Genomic DNA, 24,958 nt, shown 5'->3' on the forward strand with positions numbered 1-24,958 from the left:
ATGAGTGTTAATGAAAATGTGTGTGATTATTGTGACTTTATCGTCGATTTGACTAGTTTGGATAAACCAAGATTACCAGGTATAAGTGCCATTCTTCGTATAAAAAATGGTGCAGAATTTTTAAGACTTAGTATTGAGTCTCATTTACTTTATTATGATGAGATTGTTGCCTGTTATAATGATTGTGCAGATAACACTGCTGAAATATTAAATGAATTAAAAGAGAAATACCCTGAAAAAATAAAGATTTTTGAATATTTACCTAAAGTACATCCTATTTTTTCAGATGAACATAATAGCTGCGTAACAGATAATGTTCATAGTTTGGCAAATTTTTATAATTATGCTCTTTCAAAAGCTAGCTATAAAATAGCAACAAAATTAGACGATGATCATGTTGCTATCGACAAAAATCTGACTCCAGTAATAACGGAAATTAGACGTGATATGTTATTGGGTGTTAATAAAATATATACATTCTCCGGTGTGAATTTAGCTTTAGATACGAATGCTAAATTAGGGGTTTATAAAAGAGAACCTCTAGTTGGTACTGGGGATCATATGTACTTTCCTGTTTCTTCAGATATCTACTTCTCACAAGAAAAAAATGTTGAGGCATTTAGATTTGTTGGTAGGAAAATTGAAAAAAAATATATGGGGATAATGTATTTTCACCTAAAGCATTTGAAAAATGGTTATGGATTTTTAAATTTGGAGCCAAAAAAGCGTGATGAGGTTATGCAGCAATATGCTTCAAATTCAGACGTTGTTAGTTTAGATGACTTTATTAGCGAAGATTCTATAAAGAATCTACGAAAATATCATAACGTTATTGAGTATTGGTTACGAACACGAAAAACATTCAATACTATCATTTATGTATTATTTAAAAGAAATCCACCATTAAGAATTACCCGCTTACACCAGCTTTTTCAGGATTTAAATGGTATTGATTTAGATGAATGCGTTATGAAGCGGTTGGAGAGGTTTTAATTTATGATGGACCTGTTGTGAGGAATAGTTATGAGTAATAGCACAGTTTCACTAGTTATCACGAGTTGTAATCGTTTTGACTTACTTGAAAAAACAATTGAAAGTTTTTTAAAGTATAATACTTATCCTATATCACAATATATTGTTATAGAAGATAGCCACAATCGTGAAAAACTTGAAAAAACACTCAGTAAGTTCAAAGGGGTTGAATTTACTCTGGTTCATAATGAACCTCAATTAGGACAAATGAAAAGTATCGACAAAGCCTATTCATTAGTCACTTCTGAATATATTTTTCATTGTGAAGATGATTGGGAGTTTTATCGTTCAGGGTTTGTTGAAAACTCGCTTAAAGTGTTACTTTCAGATGAGAAAGTTGTAACCGTTTGGCTGCGTGAAACAAGTGATACTAATGGGCATTCAGTGTTGCCTGAGTTATATACTTGTCCTACCGATGAGTCGTTAAAGTATCAAATAATGCATACAAATGACTTACTTCATGGTGTCTATTGGCATGGTTTTACTTTAAATCCAGGTTTAAGACGTTTAGCTGATTATCAGATTATTGCACCAATCGCCCAATATGCCAGTGAAAGTGGTACTGGTAATAAATACTATGAGCTAGGATTTAAAGCTGCAATCTTCCCTGAAGGTAGTGTTAGGCATATAGGTTATCATCGAGGCATTCGATATAAAACTAATATAGCTAAGTGGCGTAAAGATTTTAATGTTGCCTTTAGACGATTTAAGTCAAAAATGCATAGCATACTAAAAAGATAGAAGATAAATACAGATAGATAGTGCAACAAGGCGAGAATATGAGCGAGTAAAAATACATCTGATTATCTGATGTGTGAATAAGCTCAATTTGATTTGAGTTTACTTTGTGTCCATTTTGGAGTGTGAAATTTGCTCATACTCTGCCTTCTGTGGTCGCTGCATATATCTTTTAATGAGTGGTTTGATATCATAAACCTCATAATTTTTGTGATAATTTTTTGAGGTTGGAATGAAGATCTTAGTAACGGGTGGTGCAGGGTTTATTGGTTCAGCATTGATCCGGTATATCTTAAGTAACACCGAAGACTCGATCGTGAATCTCGATAAATTGACCTATGCGGGTAACTTAGAATCTCTGGCTGGCGTTGAATCGAATCCAAGCTATCAATTTGAAAAAGTTGATATTTGTGACAGAGCAGAGTTAGACCGTGTATTTTCTGCTCATCAACCTGATGTTGTTATGCATCTTGCTGCTGAAAGTCATGTCGATCGTTCGATCGATGGTCCTGCCGCTTTTATTGAAACCAATATTATAGGCACATATCAGTTGCTGGAAACGGCTCGTCATTATTGGCGTGGACTCGATGCTGAGCGACAGTCACGGTTTAGATTTCACCATATTTCTACCGACGAAGTGTTTGGTGATTTGCCTAATATGACGGATCTTTTCACTGAGACGACATCTTATGCGCCCAGTAGTCCGTATTCTGCCTCTAAGGCGTCGAGCGATCATTTAGTGCGTGCCTGGCATCGCACTTACGGCTTGCCAGTTATTGTCACAAATTGTTCGAATAACTATGGGCCCTTCCATTTCCCCGAGAAGCTTATTCCCTTGATGATCTTGAATGCTTTGGAAGGCAAGGCTTTACCTGTCTATGGTAACGGCCAACAGATCCGTGACTGGTTATATGTGGAAGATCATGCCCGCGCACTTTATCGAGTCGTGACTCAGGGCGTTATTGGTGAGACTTATAATATCGGTGGGCATAACGAGCAGAAAAATATCGATGTTGTGATGGCTATTTGTGAGTTATTGGAAGAGTTGGCGCCGACAAAACCTAACGGCGTAAATCGTTATAGTGATCTCATTACCTATGTTGATGATAGGCCTGGGCATGATCTGCGTTATGCTATTGATGCGTCTAAGATTGCGTCAGAATTAGACTGGCATCCTGAAGAGACTTTCCATTCAGGTATTCGTAAAACGGTTGAATGGTACCTCGCCAATCAATCTTGGTGCCAACATGTGCTTGATGGTTCATATCAGCGTGAACGTTTAGGTGTGTAACCATTTCACTCAATAAAGTTAATATGATTTTAGGTTTCAGTCATTTTGCCGTGGCTTGAAAGCTAAGCTCTAACATCTAGGATATTTAATGAAAGGTATTATTCTTGCGGGTGGTTCTGGTAGTCGTTTATATCCTATCACTCGAGGTGTCTCTAAACAGCTATTGCCTGTTTATGATAAGCCCATGATCTATTATCCATTGTCGACACTTATGCTAGCAGGAATCCGTGATGTATTAGTGATCACTACGCCGGAAGATAATGCGAGTTTCCAGCGATTATTGGGTGATGGCCGCGACTTTGGTATCCATATTTCCTATGCAATTCAAGAGAGTCCCGATGGCTTAGCGCAAGCATTTATTATTGCTGAAGATTTTATTGGTAATGATAGTGTTTGTTTGGTACTTGGCGACAATATCTTTTATGGCCAATCTTTTAGTAAAACCCTCAGACAGGTAGCGAGTCGACCTACTGGAGCTACGGTATTCGGCTATTACGTAAGAGATCCCGAGCGTTTCGGCGTTGTGGAGTTTGACCAAGATTATCGCGCCATTAGTATTGAAGAAAAACCAACTACACCTAAATCAAATTGGGCTGTGACGGGACTATATTTTTATGATAATTCGGTCATCGATATCGCTAAAAGTATCAAGCCATCAGCCCGTGGTGAGCTTGAAATTACTGATGTGAATCAAACATATCTTAATGCTGGCAGTTTAAACGTTGAAATTCTTGGGCGTGGTTTTGCTTGGCTCGATACTGGTACGCATGAAAGTCTACATCAGGCTTCTTCTTTTGTGCAGACAATTGAAAATGTTCAAGGCCTAAAAGTGGCATGCTTAGAAGAAATAGCATGGCGAAATGGCTGGTTGAGTGATGCTGAATTGATTGCGCTTGCTCAACCTATGTTAAAAAATGACTATGGCCGCTATTTAGTCTCACTTATGGATAAGCGATAGTCCGATGCTTTTTTATATAGTTCAATTCATTGTGGGTAAATAAGCTGATGAAGATACTCGTCACCGGTGCCAAAGGACAAGTCGGTAGTCAATTGGTTGAGAAACTGAGCAGCGGCATTAATACCTACGTGGAATTATTAGCAGTGGATCGACACTTGCTGGATATCACCGATGAGTTGGCCGTAAATGCTTGCATTGAACGTTTTCGCCCTGATGTTGTGATCAATGCCGCCGCTTATACTGCGGTGGATCGGGCGGAGCAAGATGAACTTAATGCAAAGCGTGTAAATCACTTGGGGCCCCTTTATTTAGCTGTTGCGGCCAATAAGATTAAAGCCACTATGATCCACGTTTCTACCGATTATGTGTTTTCTGGTGATGCAAAAGTTCCTTATATTGAGTCAGATACAGTCGATCCTCAAAGTGTTTACGGTGAAACCAAGCTGGCGGGTGAACAAGCTGTTATAAATACTAATCCTCAGCATTTTGTTTTGAGAACTTCATGGGTTTTTGGCGAGACTGGGGCTAATTTTGTCAAAACGATGTTGCGTATTGGTCGTGAACGGTCGGATATTCGTGTTGTCTGTGATCAATTTGGGAGTCCCACTTATGCGGGTGATATTGCCGACACGCTGATCGCTATGGCAAAACGCTCAATGGAGCATGAATGTCCTTGGGGTATCTATCATTTTAGTGGCTCACCCTACGTTTCTTGGCATGAATTTGCACAGTATATTTTTGACGAGGCCTATGCCCAACGGTGTCTAAATACGCACATTAAGGTTAAGCCTATTACTACATCTGAGTACCCCACTGCCGCTAAAAGACCCTTAAATTCACGGTTGAATTGTACAAAAATTGCAACAAACCTAGGTGTTTATGCGAGTGATTGGCGATTGGCGTTTAAAGACATTAAGGCCTATTTATAGTAGTAAGACCATGAATATTATAGAAACTAACATTGTAGATGTGAAAATTATCGAGCCTCAAGTTTTCGGTGATGAACGTGGCTTTTTTATGGAGACTTGGAGTCAGAGAGATTTCCAACAAAAGGTCGCCGACTGCCTATTTGTGCAGGATAATCATTCGAAGTCTTGTAAAGGGATACTGCGCGGTTTGCATTATCAGACTGAGCAAACTCAAGGCAAACTTGTACGAGTTACCTCGGGTGAAGTCTTCGATGTGGCAGTTGATTTGCGTAATAATTCCCCGACTTTTGGCCACTGGGTTGGTGTTTACTTATCCGCAGAAAATAAAAGACAGTTGTGGATTCCTGCAGGCTTTGCCCATGGTTTTTATGTCACGAGTGATGAAGCTGAATTTGTGTATAAATGTACCGATTACTACCATCCAGCCTCTGAACAGAGTATTGCTTGGGATGATCCCGAGTTAGCAATAGCTTGGCCGATAACTGTCCCTCCCATATTGTCTGCTAAAGATAAGATGGGGACGGCATTTGCCGATGCTTTTACATTTTAGTTCGTCGAGGTTTACTGTAAATGTATGATCGAAAACGCCAAGCGATAGTAATTCTTGTGAGTTATTATTCGCATTACAAGGAAAGCGCACTTAAGTACAGTGCCGATATTCTGTCAAAAATTTCCGACAAAGTTAAAATCTGCGTTGTATACAATACGGTTGAGGCGCGTACGCAAACCACTCAATATGATCACTTTATTGATTTTGAGCTTGAAGGCAGTAATAAAGGTTGGGAGTTTTCTGCTTGGGACGAAGGGCTTGCCCATGTTCGACAGCAGATTAATATAGCAGATGATGATGTACTGATTTTTGCTAATGATACTTTTTGCCACCATTGGCCGTTTTCATCCCTTAATGTGAAATTTATTAGTCAGGCTATTAATTGCGCTAGCTTTGGTGAGGTAGTGGGCGATATAAAGCATTTTAAACAGACCATTCAGTTAAACCAGGTGACGGGTGATGCGTGGATTGCGTCTTATTTATTGGCAGTACATATGAAGGATATCGGGCTATTACTACCGTTCGATAAGATTGGTTGCGATGATGATTTTAAAGCGTCGATTCTAGTCAATCATGGCAAGATTGAGTTTGCCCGTAGCTGTGCTGAAATACAAAACCATTTGTCGACTTATATGTTTCCTACCAAACAAGGTAAAGGCTGGTATAACGCGAGTTGTAAAAATCCAGAGCTGATAAAGCTTAAGGTGATCGCCATTCTCAATGAGATACTATTGTCTATAACTTGTGTTCAGCGTGGCGGTAAGTTAGTTTCATTTCATCCGCAGAAGTGGATGCGATCGTTAAATCGTTTTCGGCGGAAGTGGATGGCATTTAAGCGTAAATTAAGTTAGCAGCGTGTTTTAGGGTATCTTCTTGGGTGCCTTTAATGAATATATGATAGCGGTGGGATGTACTTTTACTATGCACACAAGAGCGATTTATCCTGGGACGTTTGATCCCATTACCAATGGTCATGCCGATTTGATTGAGCGAGCGGCTAAGCTGTTTAAGCATGTGATTATTGGTATTGCAGCCAATCCTTCTAAGCAACCAAGATTCACCTTAGAAGAGCGGGTTGAACTGGTAAATCGTGTCACCGCTCATTTGGATAATGTTGAAGTGGTTGGATTTTCGGGTTTACTGGTGGATTTTGCCAAGGAGCAAAAGGCCAGTGTGCTAGTGCGTGGCTTACGTGCGGTATCTGACTTTGAATATGAATTCCAGCTAGCAAATATGAATCGTCGATTGAGCCCAGATCTGGAAAGCGTGTTTTTAACGCCTGCCGAGGAAAATTCCTTTATCTCCTCAACCTTAGTAAAGGAAGTCGCTTTGCATGGTGGCGATGTGAGCCAATTTGTTCACTCAGAAGTGGCGAAAGCATTAGCAGCAAAGCTTAAGCTGGCTAAACCTTAGATTTTAGCCGTTTTTTACGTAGGCGTTTTGTGTTAACTTTGAGGCATTGTGGCCTCGCGATGATACTTAAAAGGATGTTATGAAGGCTTTTTTAACCCCCACGATCCTTGCTACTAGCATTGCCTCTGGCCTATTTTTTTCTTCAATGCTTGCTGCTGCCCCTTGGGTTGATGCCTCGGACATTTATCTTCGAGCCGATATTCAAGCGTTGGCCGATGCGGGTGTGATCACTGTTCCTGTGAATACTTATCCCTTGATGTGGTCAGGAATTGGCGGCGATTTAGCAAAAGTAGAGCCTGAATTGCTTTCTCCTAGTCTAGTGCAAGCCTTTGCTCGGGTTAACTTTTACTATCAAAATGCTGTCGATAATCGCGGCAATGCGAGGGTTAAAGTCTCGGGCGCGACCGATCCTGCTCGTTTTCAACACTATGGCTCCAATTATCGCGAGAAAGGTGAAGTGTTGGGTTCCTACGAGTATTTAGGATCGCGTGTTGCCTATAAGGCGACTGTGGCAGAAACCTATGATCCACAAGATAATAAAAATTTTCGCCTCGATGAGTCATATTTTGCCATCATTTTCGGTAATTGGATTGCGACCTTAGGTTCGGTTGAACAGTGGTGGGGGCCTGGATTTGACTCTGCATTGCACCGATCTAATAACGCTCGTCCTATGCAGTCGCTAACACTGAGCCGCAATAATGCTGCAGCCTTTGAAACGCCATGGTTATCGTGGATTGGTCCTTGGACATTTAAAACTGGATTTAGCTTAACGGAAGTCGAGCGTGCTGTGCCTAAAACGGCTGAGTGGGATATGCGCTTAAGTGCAAGACCGATTAAGCAACTAGAAGTGGGTCTGTCGTGGTCGACATTTTTTTGCGGAGAGGGCCAAGATTGTAACTTCAACTCTTGGTGGGATTCGGTTGCCAGCAACTCAGTTTGCCTCGATGGTACAAGTGATTGCGCGCCAGAAGATCGCCGCGATGCAGGCCATAGAACCCAAAGTATCGATATGCGTTATAGCAGTTCTTTGCAGGATATTCCTGTGGGATTATATCTCGAACATAGTTGTGAGAATGGCAGCGACTGCGGCTCACTTTGGGGGATTGATACCCATTTTGGCACATCGGGAAAGCAGTTTAAGCTGTTTATGGAATATTCGGACACCTATGTAAAATGCGATGGTGATAGTGCCAATTGCTTCTATGAAGATCCTGTCTATCTAAGTGGTTCTCGTTATTATGGCCGTGCTTTAGGCTCAACCTATGATAGCGATGCTCAAACGTTTGTGGTGGGATTAGTCGGCCAGTTTAGTAACAGCCGAGGTTTTACCTCTTTATTGCGTTATGCGAAGTTGAATAAAGATGGCACTAATGTGGCGAGCACTTGGGCGCCACAACCACCGAAGGAAGATTTGTTGATGCTTGAGCTTTCTTACCGTATGCCTGTATGGAAAGGCATGTGGAGCTTAGGTGGAACGGTATCGAGATCGGAATTTGATGTTCAAGAAAATGATACTAATGCCACGCTCTTTAGCAGTTTTGAGTATCGCTTCTAATCGTAGCTCACATCTGATAACGACAAAAATGCCAAGCCAATGCTTGGCATTTTTGCTTCTAATATAACGCAATGCTTAGCGTCTCTGGCAAATGCCACAGAATACTGTGGTGCGCTGGCCTAAACGGATTTCACTCAATAAGTTACCGCAGCTGGTGCAGGTTTCACCGCCGCGACCATAGACATGCAGCTTTTGGGCGAAGTAGCCCGGCTTGCCATCGGCATTGGTGAAGTCTTTCAACGTAGTGCCGCCTTGCTTAATGGCGTGGGCTAAGATTTGCTTCACTTCGGCAACTAAAACGGTCAAGCGCTCGATATCGATTTTACCTGCTTCGGCTTCTGGGTGAATGCCCGCCGCAAACAGGGCTTCATTGGCGTAAATATTACCCACTCCCACCACGATATGATTATCCATCAGGCAGAGTTTAATTGCCTTTCTCTTGCCTGCTAGTGCTGCCGCTAATTGTGCGACATTAAAAGCATGGGTCAGTGGCTCTGGCCCCAGTTTGGCGAGTAATGGATGAGCTTCTTCTGGGAGTTCACACCATAGCCAAGCACCGAATCGTCTTGGATCGTTAAAACGTAAAATGCGGCCGTTGGCGAGCACTAAGTCTATATGGTCATGTTTTTCCACTGGGGTATCGTGGGGCAAAATCCGTAAACTCCCCGACATGCCTAAATGCACTATGCTAGTGCCCGCATCAGTGTCGATTAACAGGTACTTAGCACGGCGACGCACTTGGCGTATGACTTGGCCGATAATTTGTTTGGCGATGTCAGGTACTGGCCAGCGCAGCGAACCATTGCGGATCACAAGATCAACCACGGTTTGCTCGACAAGGAAGGGTGCAATACCCTGACGGGTGACTTCAACTTCTGGTAATTCCGGCATGGATTCTTTCTTATCTTAAGTAAAATGGGGCGGCATTAAGCTGCGGGTTTCGCATCGAGGATCGGTTGTAGTTTAGCTCGTAAACTCGGAGGCACTAAATACCAATTGCCAGCGGGTGACTTTAAAGCGCCTTCATTGGGGAAATAGATCCACAGCAGAGCATCGCGGATATCTGCAATCTGGATGACTAATTCTTGTGGATTATCTGTGGTTTCTGGTGCCGCCGTTAAGGGAGACACCCGTATGGTTTGCCACGCCTTTGCCCATTCATCACAGTTGAGGACTGTAGTGTCGCACTCCCATTGTGATGCTTGCTTGTGCAGCCATATCCCATTGAGTTGCAGCTGTGAAAGCGGCGCATTATCGTCAAATAGCAGCTGAGCATCACTCGGAACATTATTGGTCTTGTTATCCATAAAAGTCAGCACGGCGACCATAAAGACGCAGGCGACAATAATGACGTTATTCCATTGCTTACGAGTTAAGGCCATAGAAATGTGTGACGCTAAGTATGGGGTGATGCTTCGAGTTTATCACGGCCAAATTGAGATGCTAGCCCTTAAGCGATTGAGGGGGGATGCTTAACCGCCAGTGGCGTTCATAAAACGTAGAATTTGTACCTGATTATTGCCAAAGTCGTGTTGCTTAGGCTTGAGGTTAATGCCCGCGAGAATAGCGGCTTTAAGTCTCTCAATATCTGCGGGAAATTCCCTGACTATGCTTTTGAGATCAACAGCATGCTCATTGCCCAAACACAGCAATAATTGGCCTTCGACTGTGACGCGTACTCGATTGCATTCGTGGCAGAAGTTGTGGCTGTGGGGTGAGATAAAGCCGATATGGATTGGGCTGTCGGCCATAGTGTAATACCGCGCTGGGCCGCCAGTACGTTTGTTAGATAGCTGCAGCGGATAGCGGCTTTCTATGATGGCTTTGACTTCATCACTGCTGCAATGACGGGCGCGTTTACGCTCATCTATTTCGCCAAGTGGCATTTCTTCGATAAAGGCGATATCTAAACGGCGGCCACGGCAGAAATCAACTAAATCAATGACTTCATTATCGTTCTGTTGTTTTAAAATCACTGCATTAATCTTGATACGTTCAAAGCCCGCCGCAATGGCTGCATCGATACCGTCGATGACTCTGTCTAACTTACCGTTACGTGTTAACTGGGTAAACAATATGGGGTTTAAGGTATCTAGGCTGATATTGAGGCGCTTTAATCCTGCAGCAAACATGGGCTTAGCGAATTTTGTCAGCCTTGAACCATTGGTGGTCATGGACAAATCTGTCAGCCCAGGCAGTTTGCCAAGCAGACTCACTAGCTGATCGCAATCGGTGCGAACTAAGGGCTCGCCGCCAGTCAGGCGAATTTTAGTCACACCAAGCTCGGTAAAAGCTTGGGCAATCCAAGCTAATTCTTCGAGGTGGAGTACGTGGTCCTTTGGCAGAAAACAGGGATCTTCCGTCATGCAATAGACACAGCGAAAGTCGCAGCGGTCGGTGACTGAGAGCCGTAAATATTCGACCTTACGGCCAAAGGAATCCACCATTAGACTCATAAAAACTCACTGGATCTTAAAGCAGATCCGCAAAGGGTTGAATAAACACAGTTTCACCTGCATTCACGGCTTCTGCATCATCGCCTATGATGATGAGACAATTCCCTTTGACCATTGAACTTAACATCCCGGAACCTTGGTTGCCCGTACTACTTACGTGCAGGCGTCCATCTTTGCCAAGCTGATAAATCCCGCGAATAAATTCGGTGCGGCCTTGGCGACTTCGCAGGGTTTCATCGCTTATTGCGGGGAATAGCTGTGCTTGCCAGTTCACTTCACCTGCCAATTTTCGCAAAGCGGGCTGCACAAACTGCAGAAACGTGACCATTACCGCTACAGGGTTGCCCGGTAATCCGAAGAATAAGCTATCACCGATTTTGCCGAAGGCGAGGGGCCGACCCGGACGCATGCTAATCCGCCAAAAATCGATTTTGCCTAAGCGGGCCAGTACGGTTTTAATGTAATCCGCATCACCGACTGACACGCCGCCAGAGCTAATGACAACATCGGCAAGGTTGGCGGCTTTAGCCAGCGTCGCTTCGAGCGCGGTTTCAGAATCTTCGATAATGCCTAAATCGATAACATCACAGCCAAGACGTTTCGCCATCGCTTTGATGGTAAAGCGGTTTGAGTCATAGATGCAGTTGGCTTTGAGTGCTTCGCCAGGTTGGCTTACTTCATCGCCGGTGGAGAAAACGGCAACGGTTGGGCGGCGATAGACACTCAAACGATTGAGCCCTAGTGAGGCCAGTAAACCTTGTTCGGCGGCGCTAAGGCGAGTGGCTTTGGCGAGGGCAACTTGGCCTTGGGCGATATCTTCCCCCGCGAGGCGAACGTGTTGACCGGCCAGAATACGGCCGTCGAAGCTAACATTGCCGTCGACTTCCTTGGCAAGCTCTCGGGGCTGCACAGTATCGGCACCCACGGGCACAGTCGCGCCCGTCATGATACGCACGGTTTCGCTGGCGTTAAGCGTGCCCGAATATTGATGACCGGCAAGGACCTCACCCACCCGTTTTAAGGTCGCAGGCATGGGGTCTTGATAGACAAAGGCGTAGCCATCCATCGCCGAATTGGTTTGTTGCGGCACGTTGACGGGAGAAATACTGTCGCTGGCCAGTACGCGGTTATCTAAGGCGTCTAAGTCAATCTCTTCGACTTCTGCCACGGGTGAAACATGGGATAAAATCTGCGCTAAACCTTGGCTGACGGTGAGGTTTTTGTTGTCGCCTATGGCGCAGGCATCCACGGCTGAAATCGGGTATTGGAGTGGCGCTTCCCAGTTTTGGGCGTACTCAATGACAAAGTCGGCAATCTGGCTGACATTGTTGAGATCGAGCCGGCGCAGCTCACTTGGAAGTGCGTCGCTTGGCAGCTGAGTGTCATCGCAACAGGCGATGGCGAGGATATTTTCATCTTGGGTGTAGATAAAAGGTTTACCGTGGGCGGCGCGGTGCAATTCAATTTTAGGTAAAGCGAGTTTTTTAAAGCCTTCGACAAGGACGATATCGATTTTGTCGGCTTCGATTTGCTTGAGCAAATGGACTAACTCAGGATCGCCATCGCGTGCATCTTCTGTCATCAGCGCCCAGCGCACGTGGGAGGCGACCAGCATTTGCCGCGCACCGGCTTTACGCATTTCGTAACTGTCTTTGCCGGGAATATCCACGTCGAAATTATGGTGCGCATGTTTGATCACGGCTAAGCGCAGGCCACGTTGATTTAATTCGGGGATCAATTGCTTGAGTAAGGTGGTTTTCCCCGTGCCACTGTAGGCACAAAATCCGAGAACGGGAATAGCGAGCGGATTGACGAAGGGGTTACTCATTTGCACCTCTAATTTGGGTTATTGGAGCCTTAGCTATTTGGTGATTTCCATGGCCAGTCGTTGTTTTTGTTCTGGCGTATTCACATTTACAAAGGCATTGGGCTGGTCGGCGAAAGACTCCACAACGAAGTGATGCTTGGCATACCAAAAGTCCACTTTACGCTCACCCGCCTCAAGAAATGCCTTCATCGAGTCACGTAAGCTGGGTTTTAACAGTAAGACGACGGGTTGCTCATATTCACCGTCACTGGCGACGGCGATCTCCGCATCTTCAGCCTTAATCGCTGCCAGCATACGCGGCACAAGGTCGGTTGGCAGCAGTGGGCAGTCGCAGGGCACCACCAATAAGTAATCTGCATCCGTTTGGCCCATAGCGGTGATCATACCCGCTAAAGGTCCGAGGAAACCAGTATGTTCATCGCTTATCACCTTAAAACCGAACTCAGCATAACGTGTTTGGTTGCGATTTGCGTTGATCAGGATCTCCTTAACCTGAGGTTTTATTCTGTCTATTGTGTGCTTAATCATGGCTTCGCCGTTTAATTCGACGAGACCTTTATCGTCGCCGCCCATGCGACGCGCCATGCCACCGGCGAGAATAACGGCATCAATTTGCGATGACATATAAAGACTCCTGTGCTGGCAAAGATTCTGGGTGTTGATAAGAGGTCGTCACTCGTTCGCCTTCTATGTGCCATTGCTGTTCGCAGATGGAGGTTAACGCGCAATTCTGATGACTACTCAACAACATACCTGTGCCTTCGTGTTTGAGTTGTTGGATCATTTTTAATACGAGCTCTTGGGAATCCTTGTCCATATTGGAGGTCGGTTCGTCGAGCATTAACAGTTTAGGTTGTAGGATCCAAGCGCGCGCAATGGCGAGTCGCTGTCTTTCGCCGCCAGAGAGATTACTGGCTCTGGCGTGTAGCAGCGACCCTAGCTGCGCCATCTCAATCGCTTGAGTAATACGTTGTTTCGCCTTGGCTTTTGTTTCTGAACTGAAATTCAGCCCATAGGTGAGATTATATTCCACTGTGCCGTCGAACAAATAAGGATGTTGGTGCAGATAAACGGCTTTGCCTAATAAGGGATTGCGTCGCCACCAAGCATTTTGGGCAAAACCCACAGTCTCAATTTTACCTTTAGTTGGCGCCATCAAGCCCGCAAGAATTTTCATCAAGGTCGATTTACCTGTGCCGTTGTCGCCTTGCAGATAAATCACATCCCCTTGGCAGAGCGATAATGCGTCGGCCTTGAATAACAGGCGCGCGCCGAAGGACATTTCTAAGTCACGGGCGATCAGTTTGACCTTAGTCATTGCTTAATGGCTCCTTGGCATGGCTTTGCCGCGTAAACCACCGAGGGCAAAGTTGAGGATCAAGGCCAAGATTAGCAGCACTAGCCCGAGGGCGATAGCTTGGGCGAAGTCGCCTTTGCTGGTTTCGAGTGCGATAGCTGTGGGTATGTTACGGGTTACGTTTAAAATATTACCGCCGACCATCATAGAACAACCCACTTCGGTCAGAATACGACTAAACGCCGCGACAATTGCCAGCAGTAAGGGCATACGTAGCTCGCGGCAGACTGTCCATACGGCGCGGCACCAAGAGGCACCTAAAGTGCGTGAGGTTTCCCATGCTCTACGGTCAACGCTAGTAAAGGCGGCTTGGCTCATCGCAATCAGTACGGGCGCGCAGATCAACATTTGCCCTAGGATCATACCTTCTTGGGTGAATAACCATTTTAGATCGCCAAGAGGACCATTACGGGTGAGCAGTAAATAGACCAGCAGACCGATAACCACAGTGGGGATTGATTGCAGAGTTTGAACTAAGTTAGTGACTATCCATTTACCGCGAAATGGCGCAAACGCCAGCACAAAGCCGAGTACCATAGAAGGCACCAGCGTGATGAGCAGCGCCGCGAAAGATACCGAAAACGAGATCGAAATGATGGACCAAACGTCGGGGTCTAAAGAAAACAGCAGGCTTAACGCCTGCTGTAATAGTGCTAGCCAGCCGTCGCTCATTCGCTATAAGTTGCCTTGAACAATTGCTCGCCATCAACTTTGAAGTTATTGATCATGCTTTGACCTTCTTTGCTGATCAACCAGTCACTGAACGCTTTAGCGCCTTTGTGGTTTAGATCTGGGTACTTAGCAGAGTTGATCAGGATAACTTGGTATGGGTTGGCTAAGGTTTTGCCGCCATCGAAATCAACACCAAGATCTAGCTTAGTTTTGTAAGCTACAAAAGTACCACGGTCAGACAGAGTGTAACCTTGCATTTCGTTTGCCATTAGCAAGGTTTTGCCCATGCCTTGGCCTACTGAAGTGTAACCTTTGAAATCGGGTGTCACACTTGCCGCTTTCCATACTTCTAACTCTTTGATGTGAGTGCCTGAATTGTCACCACGAGAGATAAAAGGTACGCCTGATTTTGCAATTTTAGCGAAAGCTTCTTCGGCATTTTTGCTGTCACGGATTTTTGCTGGGTCATTTTTAGGGCCCAGTACCACGAAATCATTTTCCATGATGCCACGGGGCTCAACACCAAAACCGTCGGCGACGAATTTAGCTTCGGCACTTGGCGCATGAGTCATAACTAAATCCACGTCACCTTGCTCACCCAGTTTCAGGGCTTTACCTGTACCAGTGGCGATAACTTGAACCTTGTAGCCAGATTCACTTTCAAACTTAGGTAACAGTTCTTTTAATAGGCCTGAGTTTTCAGTGCTGGTGGTAGTAGCTAATTTGATAACTTCAGTCGAGTGAGCGGGTAAAACGGTGAACATACTGGCTGCAACAACCAGGCCCAGTAGTGACTTAATATGAGATTTCATGTTTAGCATGGGTACTCCTTGGCGAAAAATAGGATTCCAACTCAAATGCCTACTGAGTGGAAGGTCTCGTAAATTGTAATACGTTCGGTTGAAAGCAAATTAGATGCCAAGCTGAGAATGCGGTCATTTTCTTCACAGCTTAACCTAATTTGTGAGCTTGATCCCAAGCTTAACAAATACTCTACAGACAAATTGTCTCAGCACCTACTTCCTGTGGTTCATAGTGACCTATTCATCTATTTTCAGTGCTAGAATTGGTCGCAAATGAGTCAAAATGTCCAGAAGCAGACAATATGAGCCAGATAGATAATAACCTCAAGCCTCTTCCATCGGCAGTATCGGTACTGATTGTTGATGATGAACCCGGAATGCGCAGTTTTTTAAATAAGGCACTCTCGAAGAAATTCGCCTTAGTCGAAACAGCAGGCAGTATCGAAGATGCGGAGCAGCTACGTAGCCGCTGCCATTTCGATTTGCTGATCGTCGACATTCGCCTGCCAGGCCGCTCAGGTATCGAATGGCATGAAGCGTTAGATGAGCAGGGTCGTCGTTCGGACATCATTTTTATGACCGGCTATGCCGACATGGAAGTGGCGATTACTGCGCTGCGCGCGGGTGCATCTGACTTCATCATGAAACCTTTCCACCTTGAGCAGATGATGACAGCGGTCGATCGTTGTATCGAACGCCGCCTGCTTAAACGTGAAAACTTGATGCTGCGCCGTGAGGTTTCAATCGGTTACTCATCGACCATTATTGGCAGCAGTGAGGCCATGAAGTCGGTGAAACATATTATCGAACGTGTGGCGCCGACCAATGCCGTGGTGTTGATCCAAGGTGAGTCGGGCACGGGTAAGGAATTAGTTGCACGGCAATTACATTTGCTCAGTGGACGTCAGGGACCTTTTGTCCCAGTCAACTGTGGCTCTATCGCTCCTGAATTGCTCGAAAGTGAACTGTTTGGTCATACCGCAGGTGCATTTACGGGTGCGAAAGGCAATCGTGAAGGTTTATTCAGTTTTGCCTCGGGCGGGACGATTTTCCTCGATGAAATTGGCGAAATGCCACTGAAAATGCAAACGGCATTGCTCAGAGTATTAGAGCAAAAAGCGATTCGCCCAGTGGGCAGCGAGAAAGAAGTGAACATCGATGTGCGAGTGATCGCGGCCACCAACCGCACTCTGATTGATGAAGTGGATGCGGGGAATTTCCGCCGTGACTTATTTTATCGACTGAATGTGCTCGATATTTTAATCCCGCCATTACGTGACAGACCCGAAGATGTGGTCGAGTTAACCCATCACTTCACCCGTCAACTCGCCGCCGAATTAGGGGTTAGAGAAGTCGTGTGGAGCCATGAGGACATGGTGAAGTTGCAACAACACGAGTGGCCGGGCAATATTCGTGAGCTGCGCAATATGATTGAGCGCTGTATTTTGCTGGGCAAACCGCCGGCGGAATATTGGAAACAACAGCTAAAGAGTGAGTCTTTATCGACATCGGGTTATCCATTGGATTGGCCGTTAAAAGAAGTCGAAAAACACCATGTGACTAGCGTTGTGGACTTACATTCTGGCAATAAGTCTGCCGCGGCGAGGGATTTAGGCGTTTCGCGTAAGACCTTAGATCGTAAGTATAAAGAGTGGTTTGATTTTAGCGGCAATCAGGAGTCATAGGGTGTCATTCTTCACTCACTTTTTTGGTGTCAGTTGGCAGCAAATGCAGGCCAAGGTGCGCTATCGCATATTAATCCTGACATTACTGCCTATTCTGCTGACACTGGTGAGTTTAGTGTTTATCACTATTTACTGGAATATCAGTTACACAGGTAAGCAGCTGTTTATGAAGGTTAAAGCTGACTTGTCTGTTGCCGAAAATACCTTGCAGCAAGTGCAAGTTCGCCAAGAAAAACAACTCGAACGTGTGGTAACGTCTTGGACCTTTCAAAATGATTTTAGGCCACTTTTCAGTGGTAAAGAATTAACTGGTGAAGTCATCCACAGAGCCAGTCTCGACGCATTTCTCCTGGAACAGAAAAAACAACTTAACCTCGATTATCTGCGTCTCGTCACTGTCGCCGAAGCGGCCGCTGACCCTGATTTACGGCAGATCCTCCCAAAGATAAACGGTTTATTACCTTATTCCGGCCTGATGGTGTTGCCGCCCGAACGTTTATCTCGCATCGACCCCGAATTAGCGGTCACAGCGAGCATCCCGATAGTCGCGACTTTGCGAGCGCAGAGCCCGACGAAAACCGTTGAAGAACGCGGTTTATTGAGCCGTAGTCTACTGCCCGTGCCTGATATGCAAGGTAAAGTGGCGTGGTATCTGGATGGCGGCATTCTGTTCAATCGTGACATTCGGATTGTCGACCACATTCGTGATCTGGTGTACGACAAGGGCACTTTGCCCGAGCGCTCCATTGGCACAGTGACCATCTTCTTAGATAACATCCGTATTTCCACTAACGTGCCACTGCACTTTTATCCCACGGGCAACGAGACGCAAGGTCGCGCGCTGGGCAGTTTAGTGTCGGAGGAAGTGAAAGAAAAAGTGTTAACCCAAGGCGAGCAATGGGTCGACCGCGCTTTTGTGTTTAACGATTGGTTTATATCCGCTTATGCTCCCTTGGAAGATATTCGTGGCCAGCGTGTTGGCATGATCTATACGGGGTTTTCTGAGTCACCTTTTATCCATAATTATTTATTAAATATCATAGAGCTGGGCACGATTCTAATGTTGGTGCTGTTGGTGTCGGGCTTGCTGGTTTATCGCGGCGCCTATAGCTTGTTGCAGCCGATTGAGCGTATCCATCACGTGGTGCAAGCAGTACAGTCGGGGCGCAATATTCGTATTGGCGCCTTAGGGTTAGATAGGGATAACGAGTTATCGAACTTGGCCGAGCAGTTCGACAGTATGCTCGATCTGCTGCAGCGCCGAAATGCCCAGATCCAAGCGGCAGCAGAGCAGCTTGAAATGAAGGTCGAAGAGCGTACCCGCAGCTTGCAGGACAAAACCTTAGAGCTGCAACGTAACGTGGCGTTACTGAATGAAACACGTCAACAGCTCGTCACCAACGAGAAGCTCACCGCACTCGGTGAATTGACCGCAGGTATTGCCCATGAAATCAATAATCCGACCGCCGTTATCCTCGGCAACATGGAGTTACTGCGCTACGAGCTTGGCGATAACGCCGAAGTGGTAAAAGAAGAAATTGATCTCGTGATTCAACAGGTGGGACGGATCAGCACCATTATCCGCAGCCTGTTGCAGTACAGTCGTCCGGGCGAATTTAACGCCCCGCTAGAAATGCATCCGATTACCCCCATTATTGAAGAAATGTTGGTGTTAGTGCGGCATTCGATTCAGAAACAAGAAGTGGTTTTGATCACTGAGTTAAACGCCAGCTGTCCAGTGCAGGTTAATCGACCGCAGCTGCTGCAAGTCTTGATTAATCTGGTGGTAAACGCGGCGCATGCGATGGACGGTAAAGGACGTATCTGGGTGCGAACCTATGATTGGGTGCAGCAAGATATGCCGATTGGCGTTAAAATCGAAGTGGAAGATGAAGGTTCTGGAATTGCACCAGAGCAGCTAGGGCGGATTTTCGACCCCTTTTACACCACGCGTAAGGATGGCACTGGTTTAGGGCTTTCGCTCAGTTACGGCATTATTAAGCGGATTGGTGGCACGATAGAAGTCAGCTCAACCTTAGGTAAAGGTACGTTATTTACCATAGGCTTGTACCATGAGGCGAAGGAAGATCAGCAGAATAATCCCTACGAGGGCTTACATTTTGCGGGCAATTGCAGCGACACGGCTGCCGATTAGCTTATCGATGAATTTTGCCAAGTGAGATAGTTAGATAGTGAGATATGGCAGCTTGCTGTGTTCGATTGATTACCTGTCATTAAAATATGGCTGCAGTTGTTGGTTCTACTTTATGTGGCTTTGCATTACCGAATTTTAGGTAAAAAAAAAGCCGGATGATGAATCCGGCCACAAAGAGTGTGTGTGAGCAATGTCGTGCTTGCAAACTCAGGAGCTCCATAACAACGTCGATTACCAGTCATCGTTGTTAAAGATGAGTTTTGGAACGCACGTTAACGATAATCATTCTCAATTGTGTTTGCAAGCTATTTATTAAAAAAAGTGCACATCTTTACAAAAATCGTTTCGCTCTCATCCATTAACGGGTTAGATCGATTTACGTAGATGCAGTTTATAGTTGACTAAGCTTTTAGGATCGGCGTTGAGCTCGGTGATTAAATATTGATTACTGATCAACAAATTAAGCATCGCAGGGAAACGGTTCATCGTTTTCACCTGAATATGGTTATAGCCTTGACGGCATGCCCAGGTTTCTTGATATTCGAGTAGACTCTGCGCTAAGCCTAAACGTCTAAAGTCAGAGGCAACGCCACCTAACCAACTATAAAATATGGCCTCTTCTTGCTCGTAACCCAGTTTAAACCCTGCCAATTCACCTTCCACATACGCAACTAAGATCAAACACTTTTTGCCCTGTAAGCGCTGATTTAGCACTTCGTTGGTGAGGGGGCGATCGAGTTCAGGGATTTGTTGACTAAGTTGGATAAGCTGAGTGGTTAACTCGGGAGTCAAACCTGACTCTGCTTTTATTTCGATAGAATACATTGCTTGCTCTCATAAAAAATCAGCCCCACTCGCGCGTTAACAGGAGCAGGGCTGAGCTATTAACTGGTCAAATTATAACAGGTCTGGCCAGTTGAGTTAATCAGGAAATTGACTCTTGCGGATTGGTGCGCAAAATCTTGTCTTGTAAGACTTTTAGCAAAACCCCGTAGGCAGGCAGGAAAAGACCTAAGCTCACGATCAGCTTAAAACCGTAATCGACAGTAGCGATTTCGGGCCAATTGGCCGCCATAAAGCTATCGGAAGAGGCGTAAAAGGCGATGCTGAAAAACACTAAGGTATCGACCAGATTACCCACTAAGGTCGATGCCGCAGGCGCGACCCACCAAGAGCGGCTCATTCGCAGACGGGCAAAAACCTTAATATCCATTAACTGGCCAATCAAATAAGCGGCAAAGCTGGCGAAAGCGATTCGGAACACAAAGGTATTCCACTCTGCAAGTGAGTCAGCGCCTTGGAAGCTACCTTGATGGAACACAACTCCCATCACGTAGGAAATCATCAAAGCGGGAATCATAGCTTTGAGTATGATGCTACGTGCGGCTTGTTGGCCAAAAATACGTACAGTGAGATCAGTGGCTAAGTACACGAATGGAAAGCTAAATGCGCCCCAGGTTGTGTGGTAACCAAATAGCTGAAATGGCAATTGTACTAAGTAGTTGCTGACGCAAATAATCAGTATGTGGAATCCTACTAATAGGAATAAGGCGCGGCGAAGCTGCGCTGTGGTTAACATTAACATATGTGGCCTTTTTAGTTGTGTAGGGCGGGGTGAGGGAACCCGCTAATTTTCAATTTATTATGTTTACGACAATATCACCGAACATTACCGATCGCAGCGAGGCGAAATCGGGTCGCCATTATAGTGGCCGAGTTTTAAGATGCAAGCCTGCTGTTTAAATGTACGCATAGAATGAAAACTCTTCTACACTTTGTGTACGTCGAAGGAGGATAGCCATGAGACGATTCTTTGCTATTTTTTGCTTACTTTTAGCCATGTTACCTGTATCCATCTATGCCGCCCAGCCGATAGTTGTCAATGTGGCGACGGCTTCGTGGGAGGATTTTGCCAATCGTGATGAAACGGGTTACTACTTCGAGTTACTCCAACGGATTTTCCCCGAGCCAGAATGGCAACTCAAGGTGCAGTTTATGCCCTTTGCCCGCAGTTTATATCTTGTTGAGCACAATCGTACCGATATCACCCTCAGTGTTTATAAGGGAGATACTAAAAAGGCGCTGCTAACTGAGAATACGGTTGAAGTAGATTCTATCGATGTAGCGGTCACCCCCGAGTTAGCGGCGACTTGGACAGGACTTGAGAGTCTATCCCATAAGAGGGTTCAGGCCATTTTGGCCTATCGATACAACATGTTGACACCTGTACCTATGTACTACGAAGAAAGCAGCGATATGTTGACTATGCTCAATAGCTTAAACGCAGGACGCATAGATGCCGTGTTGGATTACAAGCCTAATTTGCTTATGTATGTGCCTAAGCTGAAGGCGCCACAAAATTTTGTGATTATTCAAGGTGTACTCAAGGCTGAAACCTATTTCGCCTTTGCAAACACTGAAAAAGGCCAGATGCTGAAACAACATTTTGACCTTGCACATAAGCGTTTAATCGATTCGGGAGAGCAGGACAGGCTTTACCTTGAAATACTTGAAAAAAGAAAGGCTGATGATGAATAGGCCTTAAATTTATTCGGTTTATTACATTTCGAACAGAATCGACATGATAGTCGCGAGTTTATTTTCAAGCTCTTGCCACTCAGCTTCGGGCTCTGAACCCGCAATAATTCCCGCCCCCGCAAATAGGTTAATCCGACCGGGTTCAATCAACGCACTGCGGATTGCCACTGAAAACTCACTCTCGTATTTATTGAAATAACCGCAGGCACCAGCGTACCAGCCACGAATATAACCTTCACGCTGACGAATAAAGTTCAATGCCGAATGCCGCGGTAAGCCACCCACTGCAGGGGTTGGATGCAGCGCTTGCAACAGTTGGAAATCATTCACGCCCGGTTTTAATTCGGCTCGAATTGCGCGATGTAAATGTTGAATATGATTCAGTTTAAAGATGGTCGCTAATTCATCGGCGCCAACATAATTACTCAGCGGTGTGAGCATATTCACTATGTGACTGCGAACGAGTTGGTTCTCAACGCTATTTTTGTTGTCTTCTAGCAAGGCATTCGCCAGCGCAATATCTTCTTCTTGATTGAGGCCGCGAACTGTCGTACCTGCGAGTGCCTCAGTGAATAATTCCTGCTGACGGCGGCGGAATAAACGCTCTGGTGAGCAAGAGATAAAGGTGCGTTCTGGACTGAATTGGAAGCCAAATTGGAAGCTGTTGGGATTACGTCCCTGCCAGCAAGCCAGCACCATCCAAGGATCGATAGGTTCGTTGACTTCAAGTTGCGTTAAGCGGGATAACACGACTTTTGGGGTATCTTGATTGAACTTAGGATCCACCACTTGCTCGACTAAGGTTTTCCAGCGTTCAAAATTGGGCTTGTCACTGCGGCCAAGAGGAACGATTTTCTTCGGTGGTGAGAGTGGTTTAGCGGGCATCACAGCTTCGATGGCGGCGATGGCCTTGTCGATTTCGCTATGGTGATCATTCTCGGCAAAATTAAGATTTACTAACAGACTAAACTTGCTACCGCTGCGTCTAAATTCAATGCGCGGCAGGATAAAGCGGCTATTACCGAACTCAGGCCAAGACTCTATAGTGCGATCGAAGGCAACACCGCCATAGTAGCGAATATTCTGATTCGTCGATAAGGCTCGCTGCTCTTGGTAGGCCATGGCCAGTTGCTGATCATTGATTCCGGTTTCAAATTTGAAGTCTTTACATACCCCAATCGCCGCGACTTCTTCGATTCTGTCACGCCCATGCCAGTAAATACGTGGAAATTGTGTCTGCGATGCCAACCATGAAATTAAAGGCATAGCGACAGTTGTAAGCGACAACTGCGCTATCGGTTCCGTCGGCGGAACTTGCTTTAATTGAATGAGTTTGTCGATGAGAGACTTAAGGTCTTCAGACAGGGCATGAGCGGGCAAATAGAACTCCAAAGTAAAGATAAGGGATAAAGGCGAAAGCTGAAGGTCACTCTGTCAGCGTTAATAAATTCGACTCAGGTTAATGTACTCTTTTTCAAGTCATTTACCTTTAGTTGATTCAGTCTGTAAATAAGAATCTTTCGCTCAAATTAAAGGCCAAGGTCGAGAGTGTCAAGATGTAAGCCCCCAGCGTGTGACTTTCGCCATAGTCTCATTTTGCGCTGATAAAAAATGTGACTTGAGTGGGTCTTTTTGTCGGGCAAGTCACCCTCGGTGGACATTTTGTCTCTTAGTCGTTAAATGTACTTTCCCTTTGTCGTAATTAGTCGATCTAGGTTGGTTTTTAAACGTTTTTCGGTTGAGACAGAATAATCGCGGTCCACAATAGCGGGCACATCTTAAATTTTCGACGTGACAACAATAATATGATTACCACGAATACCCTTTTTAGAGTGTCATCTTTAGCCTTAGCTATTGGTCTTAGTTTTACTGTTCAAGCCGATGAAATCGCCCGTGATCCGCGACTCAATATCAATGAAGTGATCGTCGTGCATGGTGACGGCGGAGAAGCCAGTGAAATGGCGACGACCCATTGGAGCATTAGTGAAGAAGAGATCCGCGCAACCGGAGCGCAAAGTCTAGATCAAGTCTTAAAGAATGTGCCGGGTGTGTACATTCGTGTTGGTGGTGACGGAACACCAAGGGTCGATATTCGTGGTTTTAAAACTCGCCATGTGACCTTGTTGGTCAATGGTGTGCCTATGAGCAGTGCCGACGATGGTCAGTTCGACCCGAGTATCATTCCTACAAGCCAAATCGCTTCGGTAGAAGTGTCTGTCGGCCCGACATCTGTGCTTTACGGTCCAAGTGGTGCAGGCGGCGTGATCAACATTATTACCAAGCAGGGCAGCACGGCGCCAGCACTGGCGGGGCGCCTAGAAGCGGGCAAAGACAATACATTTAATGGCGATATCAGCGCCGCAGGTTCGGGTGACGATTGGCAAGGTTTGGTCAGTGTCAGTCGGCAGCAAACCGACGGTTTCCCTATGTCGAATGACTTTGAGCCAACGCAATACCAAGATGGTGAGCTGCGCGTTAACTCGGATAAAGAAGTCACTAACGTTTATGCCCAAGGCAGTTACTGGTTATCCGACAAGACCCAATTGATTGCCAATATGGCGCTGCGCAGTGGCGAATGGGGAAAACCTGCCCGTGACGGTACTGGCAGCGGCAAGTTGAAATTCGAACGTACCGATGATTATGACGCGCATACTTTCCAACTGGGGTTAGCGCATCAATTTGATGACACTTTCACCCTACGTGGCTTTGGCTATCATAATCAAAGCGATACCTTAGAAGCCTCCTATGCCGATGAAACCTATCAGGCTGTTACGCTGTCGCAAGATGGGCGCTCGGTTGTGCAAGGCGTCAATCTGCAGCTAATCACAGACTTGCATACCGCGGGTTTATTCACGACCTCAGTCATTGCCGAGAAACAAAGCTGGAAGTCAGTTGTCGATACTTATACGCCTAATACAGGCAGCAATAATGGTGGCACTACCGGTTCTGGCGGCGGAACAGGCACAGGCGGTGGAACAGGCACAGGTGGTGGAACTGG

The 24,958-nt window shown here is 45.6% G+C and carries 24 protein-coding genes; 13 read left to right on the forward strand and 11 right to left on the reverse strand.

Going from position 1 to position 24,958, the window contains the following annotated elements:
• The 9 genes from Q4Q57_RS18025 to Q4Q57_RS18065 all read left to right on the forward strand — a co-directional run bounded on the left by Q4Q57_RS18025 (position 1) and on the right by Q4Q57_RS18065 (position 8,466).
• Entirely contained in the window at positions 1-993 is a 993-nt protein-coding gene (locus tag Q4Q57_RS18025) for a hypothetical protein (RefSeq protein ID WP_311891610.1), read from the forward strand.
• A 30-nt stretch (positions 994-1,023) separates the two neighbouring features.
• The gene (locus Q4Q57_RS18030; protein ID WP_311891611.1) at positions 1,024-1,773 is read left to right on the forward strand and encodes a glycosyltransferase family A protein; all 750 of its coding nucleotides are present in this window, start codon (positions 1,024-1,026) and stop codon (positions 1,771-1,773) included.
• A 229-nt stretch (positions 1,774-2,002) separates the two neighbouring features.
• Complete coding sequence (rfbB, locus tag Q4Q57_RS18035; RefSeq protein ID WP_107950034.1) at positions 2,003-3,061, forward strand: dTDP-glucose 4,6-dehydratase; 1,059 nt, start codon at positions 2,003-2,005, stop codon at positions 3,059-3,061.
• A gap of 88 nt (positions 3,062-3,149) precedes the next feature.
• A complete protein-coding gene (gene rfbA, locus Q4Q57_RS18040; protein WP_311891612.1) occupies positions 3,150-4,019 on the forward strand; it encodes a glucose-1-phosphate thymidylyltransferase RfbA in 870 nt (289 codons plus the stop codon).
• A gap of 47 nt (positions 4,020-4,066) precedes the next feature.
• Complete coding sequence (rfbD, locus tag Q4Q57_RS18045; RefSeq protein WP_311891613.1) at positions 4,067-4,948, forward strand: dTDP-4-dehydrorhamnose reductase; 882 nt, start codon at positions 4,067-4,069, stop codon at positions 4,946-4,948.
• Positions 4,949-4,958: 10 nt separating this feature from the next.
• Positions 4,959-5,498 carry a dTDP-4-dehydrorhamnose 3,5-epimerase gene (rfbC, locus tag Q4Q57_RS18050; protein WP_311891614.1) on the forward strand — a complete coding sequence of 180 codons (540 nt, stop codon included), beginning with the start codon at positions 4,959-4,961 and terminating at the stop codon, positions 5,496-5,498.
• A 20-nt stretch (positions 5,499-5,518) separates the two neighbouring features.
• Entirely contained in the window at positions 5,519-6,349 is an 831-nt protein-coding gene (locus Q4Q57_RS18055; RefSeq protein ID WP_107950026.1) for a hypothetical protein, read from the forward strand.
• A gap of 70 nt (positions 6,350-6,419) precedes the next feature.
• Entirely contained in the window at positions 6,420-6,911 is a 492-nt protein-coding gene (gene coaD / locus Q4Q57_RS18060) for a pantetheine-phosphate adenylyltransferase (protein WP_311891615.1), read from the forward strand.
• Between the two features lie 79 nt (positions 6,912-6,990).
• A complete protein-coding gene (locus Q4Q57_RS18065; RefSeq protein ID WP_311891616.1) occupies positions 6,991-8,466 on the forward strand; it encodes a capsule assembly Wzi family protein in 1,476 nt (491 codons plus the stop codon).
• Between the two features lie 75 nt (positions 8,467-8,541).
• Here the strand turns inward: Q4Q57_RS18065 and mutM are convergent, their stop codons facing one another.
• The 8 genes from mutM to Q4Q57_RS18105 form a co-directional block, all read right to left on the reverse strand.
• A complete protein-coding gene (gene mutM, locus Q4Q57_RS18070; protein WP_311891617.1) occupies positions 8,542-9,357 on the reverse strand; it encodes a bifunctional DNA-formamidopyrimidine glycosylase/DNA-(apurinic or apyrimidinic site) lyase in 816 nt (271 codons plus the stop codon).
• A gap of 35 nt (positions 9,358-9,392) precedes the next feature.
• The gene (locus Q4Q57_RS18075; protein WP_311891618.1) at positions 9,393-9,848 is read right to left on the reverse strand and encodes a hypothetical protein; all 456 of its coding nucleotides are present in this window, start codon (positions 9,846-9,848) and stop codon (positions 9,393-9,395) included.
• Between the two features lie 90 nt (positions 9,849-9,938).
• On the reverse strand, positions 9,939-10,922 hold the full coding sequence (gene moaA, locus Q4Q57_RS18080; protein WP_012090646.1) for a GTP 3',8-cyclase MoaA: 984 nt from the start codon (positions 10,920-10,922) through the stop codon (positions 9,939-9,941).
• Between the two features lie 16 nt (positions 10,923-10,938).
• Positions 10,939-12,750, reverse strand: coding sequence for a bifunctional molybdopterin-guanine dinucleotide biosynthesis adaptor protein MobB/molybdopterin molybdotransferase MoeA (locus Q4Q57_RS18085; RefSeq protein WP_311891619.1), 1,812 nt, complete (start codon positions 12,748-12,750; stop codon positions 10,939-10,941).
• A 33-nt stretch (positions 12,751-12,783) separates the two neighbouring features.
• On the reverse strand, positions 12,784-13,374 hold the full coding sequence (mobA, locus tag Q4Q57_RS18090) for a molybdenum cofactor guanylyltransferase MobA (protein WP_071940244.1): 591 nt from the start codon (positions 13,372-13,374) through the stop codon (positions 12,784-12,786).
• The gene (locus Q4Q57_RS18095) at positions 13,358-14,068 is read right to left on the reverse strand and encodes an energy-coupling factor ABC transporter ATP-binding protein (RefSeq protein WP_311891620.1); all 711 of its coding nucleotides are present in this window, start codon (positions 14,066-14,068) and stop codon (positions 13,358-13,360) included. Before Q4Q57_RS18095 ends, mobA begins: the two co-directional genes overlap by 17 nt.
• Before the next feature lie 3 nt (positions 14,069-14,071).
• Positions 14,072-14,779, reverse strand: a complete 708-nt coding sequence (locus Q4Q57_RS18100; RefSeq protein ID WP_006079398.1) for an ABC transporter permease — start codon at positions 14,777-14,779, stop codon at positions 14,072-14,074.
• Complete coding sequence (locus tag Q4Q57_RS18105) at positions 14,776-15,600, reverse strand: substrate-binding domain-containing protein (RefSeq protein WP_006079399.1); 825 nt, start codon at positions 15,598-15,600, stop codon at positions 14,776-14,778. The genes Q4Q57_RS18100 and Q4Q57_RS18105 overlap by 4 nt, the downstream gene beginning before the upstream one ends.
• Positions 15,601-15,884: 284 nt before the next feature.
• Between Q4Q57_RS18105 and Q4Q57_RS18110 the strand changes: the two genes are divergently transcribed.
• Both Q4Q57_RS18110 and Q4Q57_RS18115 read left to right on the forward strand, forming a co-directional pair.
• A complete protein-coding gene (locus Q4Q57_RS18110) occupies positions 15,885-17,267 on the forward strand; it encodes a sigma-54 dependent transcriptional regulator (RefSeq protein ID WP_311891621.1) in 1,383 nt (460 codons plus the stop codon).
• Between the two features lies 1 nt (position 17,268).
• On the forward strand, positions 17,269-19,422 hold the full coding sequence (locus Q4Q57_RS18115; RefSeq protein ID WP_311891622.1) for a cache domain-containing protein: 2,154 nt from the start codon (positions 17,269-17,271) through the stop codon (positions 19,420-19,422).
• A gap of 366 nt (positions 19,423-19,788) precedes the next feature.
• Here Q4Q57_RS18115 and Q4Q57_RS18120 read toward each other — a convergent pair whose 3' ends face one another.
• Entirely contained in the window at positions 19,789-20,247 is a 459-nt protein-coding gene (locus Q4Q57_RS18120) for a GNAT family N-acetyltransferase (RefSeq protein ID WP_311891623.1), read from the reverse strand.
• A gap of 100 nt (positions 20,248-20,347) precedes the next feature.
• A complete protein-coding gene (locus Q4Q57_RS18125; protein ID WP_106648874.1) occupies positions 20,348-21,007 on the reverse strand; it encodes a 7-cyano-7-deazaguanine/7-aminomethyl-7-deazaguanine transporter in 660 nt (219 codons plus the stop codon).
• Positions 21,008-21,222: 215 nt separating this feature from the next.
• On the opposite strand from Q4Q57_RS18125, the gene Q4Q57_RS18130 reads away from it, so the two are divergent.
• On the forward strand, positions 21,223-21,960 hold the full coding sequence (locus Q4Q57_RS18130) for a transporter substrate-binding domain-containing protein (RefSeq protein ID WP_311891624.1): 738 nt from the start codon (positions 21,223-21,225) through the stop codon (positions 21,958-21,960).
• 21 nt (positions 21,961-21,981) lie between these two features.
• Here Q4Q57_RS18130 and Q4Q57_RS18135 read toward each other — a convergent pair whose 3' ends face one another.
• Positions 21,982-23,340 carry an isochorismate synthase MenF gene (locus Q4Q57_RS18135; protein ID WP_012197876.1) on the reverse strand — a complete coding sequence of 453 codons (1,359 nt, stop codon included), beginning with the start codon at positions 23,338-23,340 and terminating at the stop codon, positions 21,982-21,984.
• A 425-nt stretch (positions 23,341-23,765) separates the two neighbouring features.
• On the opposite strand from Q4Q57_RS18135, the gene Q4Q57_RS18140 reads away from it, so the two are divergent.
• On the forward strand, positions 23,766-24,958 hold a 1,193-nt coding region (locus Q4Q57_RS18140; protein WP_311891625.1), incomplete at its 3' end, for a TonB-dependent receptor plug domain-containing protein.

The organism is Shewanella sp. SP2S2-6 (assembly GCF_031931965.1).
Lineage (GTDB): Bacteria > Pseudomonadota > Gammaproteobacteria > Enterobacterales > Shewanellaceae > Shewanella > Shewanella baltica.

Excerpts from the sequence above, each read along its gene's own strand:
- Q4Q57_RS18075 (WP_311891618.1), bottom strand. The coding sequence starts at position 9,848 with ATGGCCTTAACTCGTAAGCAATGGAATAACGTCATTATTGTCGCCTGC.
- Q4Q57_RS18125 (WP_106648874.1), bottom strand. The coding sequence starts at position 21,007 with ATGTTAATGTTAACCACAGCGCAGCTTCGCCGCGCCTTATTCCTATTA.
- Q4Q57_RS18065 (WP_311891616.1), top strand. The coding sequence starts at position 6,991 with ATGAAGGCTTTTTTAACCCCCACGATCCTTGCTACTAGCATTGCCTCT.
- Q4Q57_RS18120 (WP_311891623.1), bottom strand. The coding sequence starts at position 20,247 with ATGTATTCTATCGAAATAAAAGCAGAGTCAGGTTTGACTCCCGAGTTA.
- Q4Q57_RS18025 (WP_311891610.1), top strand. The coding sequence starts at position 1 with ATGAGTGTTAATGAAAATGTGTGTGATTATTGTGACTTTATCGTCGAT.
- rfbA (WP_311891612.1), top strand. The coding sequence starts at position 3,150 with ATGAAAGGTATTATTCTTGCGGGTGGTTCTGGTAGTCGTTTATATCCT.
- Q4Q57_RS18095 (WP_311891620.1), bottom strand. The coding sequence starts at position 14,068 with ATGACTAAGGTCAAACTGATCGCCCGTGACTTAGAAATGTCCTTCGGC.
- Q4Q57_RS18030 (WP_311891611.1), top strand. The coding sequence starts at position 1,024 with ATGAGTAATAGCACAGTTTCACTAGTTATCACGAGTTGTAATCGTTTT.
- Q4Q57_RS18105 (WP_006079399.1), bottom strand. The coding sequence starts at position 15,600 with ATGCTAAACATGAAATCTCATATTAAGTCACTACTGGGCCTGGTTGTT.
- rfbD (WP_311891613.1), top strand. The coding sequence starts at position 4,067 with ATGAAGATACTCGTCACCGGTGCCAAAGGACAAGTCGGTAGTCAATTG.
- rfbC (WP_311891614.1), top strand. The coding sequence starts at position 4,959 with ATGAATATTATAGAAACTAACATTGTAGATGTGAAAATTATCGAGCCT.
- moaA (WP_012090646.1), bottom strand. The coding sequence starts at position 10,922 with ATGAGTCTAATGGTGGATTCCTTTGGCCGTAAGGTCGAATATTTACGG.
- Q4Q57_RS18085 (WP_311891619.1), bottom strand. The coding sequence starts at position 12,750 with ATGAGTAACCCCTTCGTCAATCCGCTCGCTATTCCCGTTCTCGGATTT.
- mobA (WP_071940244.1), bottom strand. The coding sequence starts at position 13,374 with ATGTCATCGCAAATTGATGCCGTTATTCTCGCCGGTGGCATGGCGCGT.
- Q4Q57_RS18130 (WP_311891624.1), top strand. The coding sequence starts at position 21,223 with ATGAGACGATTCTTTGCTATTTTTTGCTTACTTTTAGCCATGTTACCT.
- Q4Q57_RS18055 (WP_107950026.1), top strand. The coding sequence starts at position 5,519 with ATGTATGATCGAAAACGCCAAGCGATAGTAATTCTTGTGAGTTATTAT.
- rfbB (WP_107950034.1), top strand. The coding sequence starts at position 2,003 with ATGAAGATCTTAGTAACGGGTGGTGCAGGGTTTATTGGTTCAGCATTG.
- coaD (WP_311891615.1), top strand. The coding sequence starts at position 6,420 with ATGCACACAAGAGCGATTTATCCTGGGACGTTTGATCCCATTACCAAT.
- mutM (WP_311891617.1), bottom strand. The coding sequence starts at position 9,357 with ATGCCGGAATTACCAGAAGTTGAAGTCACCCGTCAGGGTATTGCACCC.
- Q4Q57_RS18100 (WP_006079398.1), bottom strand. The coding sequence starts at position 14,779 with ATGAGCGACGGCTGGCTAGCACTATTACAGCAGGCGTTAAGCCTGCTG.
- Q4Q57_RS18110 (WP_311891621.1), top strand. The coding sequence starts at position 15,885 with ATGAGCCAGATAGATAATAACCTCAAGCCTCTTCCATCGGCAGTATCG.